Annotated in this window: 2 protein-coding genes and 1 pseudogene; 2 read left to right on the top strand and 1 reads right to left on the bottom strand. The window is 64.2% G+C overall.

What is annotated here, in order from left to right; genetic code table 11:
* Nucleotides 1–204 (top strand): annotated as a pseudogene (locus VN004_RS11145) (tetratricopeptide repeat protein); the annotation flags it as partial.
* 173 nt (nt 205–377) lie between these two features.
* On the opposite strand, the gene VN004_RS11140 reads toward VN004_RS11145, so the two are convergent.
* A complete protein-coding gene (locus tag VN004_RS11140; protein WP_325609928.1) occupies nt 378–1,730 on the bottom strand; it encodes an MFS transporter in 1,353 nt (450 codons plus the stop codon).
* Between the two features lie 410 nt (nt 1,731–2,140).
* Here VN004_RS11140 and VN004_RS11135 point away from each other — a divergent pair.
* Nucleotides 2,141–2,469, top strand: a 329-nt coding sequence (locus tag VN004_RS11135; RefSeq protein ID WP_325609926.1) for a hypothetical protein, incomplete at its 3' end; no start/stop codon positions are given.

The raw sequence follows: 2,469 nt of genomic DNA, 5'->3' as shown, positions 1-2,469 counted from the left end.
GATCTCGACAACGCGGTCAGCATCGACGAACAGAATTTCGCCGCGTGGACCTCGCGCGGTCTCGCCTATGAGCGCCTGGGCGACAAGGAAAAGGCCGCGGGCTCATACGCGAAGGCGCTCAACATCCAGCAGAATTACGCGCCCGCGTCGGAGGGATTCCGCAGAGTCGGCGGCAAGTTCGGGCAGACGTATCAGGCGTTTTGAGTCGGCTTGTATTCTGCGTGCGGCCGAACCTCAGGCAGGAGCCGAGCCTATATCGCGACGCAGAAGTAAGGGCGCGAACTTCTCTCCGTCATGGCCGGGCTTGTCCCGGCCATTTCGTTTTGTGCGCCCCGCACCTTGCCCCACGCGACGGCGGTTGCCGGTCGCCCTCCGCTCTACACCTCCATATCAACGTCCTTCGTCTCCTTCCCCATCAGCAGCGCGATCAGGGTCAGCATCGACATCCCGGACAGATAGATGCCGACCCAGAACGGGCTGCCGCCGCCGGCGCTCCAGAGCGCGACCGCGATGAAGGGCGCGACCGCAGCGCCAAGGATCGACGAGACGTTGTACGAAACGCCCGAGCCCGTGTAGAGGACGTTCGCGGGGAACAGCTCGGGCAGCAGCGCGCCCATGGGACCGAACGTCATGCCCATGAGGACGAACCCGACGATCAGCCACGCCATCACTCCAACGAAGCCGGCGGACAGCATCGGCACCCAGAGGAGGCCGAAGATGACAATGGCGACCGTGACCCAGATCAGCGTGGCGCGGCGTCCCCACCGGTCGGCCCAGGGACCGGACCCCAGTGTGAAAATGCCGAAGAACACCACGCCAACGATCATCATCAGCACGAACGATCCGTAATCGTAGCCGAGGCCGGGCAACGCGGCGTTCACTGGCGCGCGACCGTAGCTGAGCGAAAACGTCGTCATCAGGTAAAACAGAACGTAGGTCGCCAGCATGTAGAAGGTGCCGAGGATCAGCTCGCGCCAATAGGTTTTGATCGCGGCGGCGAGCGGCACCTTTTGGACCCGGCCGGTCTTCACGGTTTTCTCGAACGCGGTGCTTTCGACGAGATTGAGGCGCACCCACAGGCCGATGATGACCATCACCGCCGAGAACAGAAACGGGATGCGCCATCCCCAGGTGAGGAAGGCGTCGGACGGACGCGACGGGTCCTCGGAGGGCAACAGCGCGGCGATGATCAGGAAGAGTCCGTTCGCGATGATGAAGCCGATCGGCGCGCCGAGCTGGGGGAAGGTGCCGAAGATCGCGCGCTTGCCCTGTGGCGCATTTTCCGTGGCGACGAGCGCGGCGCCGCTCCATTCGCCGCCCAGCGCGAATCCTTGCGCGAGGCGCAGAACGACCAGCAGCGCGGGCGCGATCCAGCCGGCGACGTGAAATGTCGGCAGCAGCCCGATGAGGAAGGTCGCGATGCCCATTGTCAGCAACGCGCCGACCAGCGTGATCTTGCGGCCGCGCTTGTCGCCGAGATGGCCGAAGAAGATCGCGCCGAGCGGCCGGGCGATCATCGCGGCGCCGAACACCGCGAACGAGGCGAGCAGCGCCGTGGTCTCGTTGCCGTGCGGGAAGAACAGGTGAGGGAAGACCAGCACCGCCGCGGTCGCATAGACGTAGAAGTCGTAGAACTCGACGGTGGTGCCGGCGAGGCTTGCGACGATCACCCGCGAGCGCGGATTGACCGGGGTGGCAACGTCTGAGGTCGTCGCGGCGGTAGCCGGCATGGTATTTCAGTAGCCCTTTTCTGGTCGCGCAGATGACAGCTTTTGCGCCGTGCTTCCTGCGGCAGGCAAGCCAAGTTGCGGAAAATCTCGTACGATAATCGATATATCTGACGTTCGCTGCAGTCGCCGCGATATTTTGCGCTGCGGGTAGACGTCCCCGCACAAGTTAGCCAACGCAACGGGGCTCAAAGAACGAAACCGCGCTCTACACAATCCCGCTCGAACACATCCCATTGCTCTTGACTTAAATGACTATTGAAGCGAAGCGACCGCGCGACCTTGTAGATGCCGATGCGCATGCCTGCGCATGGAACGTTCGCTTCCGCCGCAGCGCCCCGCATCTCTACACAGCCATGCTTTGGCGCTAGGCTTCCCGCTTCCTGCTGAGTCGCGGACAGGGGGCCGTCACGATGCAGCCGACGATCGCGGCGATCACGCCCGGCCCGTGGGCGATTTTCAAGCCATACACGCCGCTGCACGCAGTCTCCGTGCTGGTGTGCCTCCTCGCCATCGCGCTCCTCATCATCGCCGCGCGGCGCCTGCGCGACAGCGGCGCGGAAGAAGCGTTCCGGCGCGGCTTCGCCTGGTCCTGCATCGTGTTCTGGGTGTTCCAGAATGCCTGGTTTCACGCATCGGGCATCGACTGGCTCACCGGCCTGCCGCTGCATATCTGCGATCTCGGCGGACTGATCGGGCCGTTCGCGCTGCTCACGGGCAACCGCTTCCTGCGCGCGACGCT

Origin of the sequence: Pseudorhodoplanes sp., assembly GCF_035565855.1 — a bacterium.
Taxonomy (GTDB): Bacteria; Pseudomonadota; Alphaproteobacteria; order Rhizobiales; family Xanthobacteraceae; genus Pseudorhodoplanes.
The sequence above is the reverse complement of the archived record's forward strand: the minus strand, read 5'-3'. Positions and strand labels throughout refer to the sequence as shown.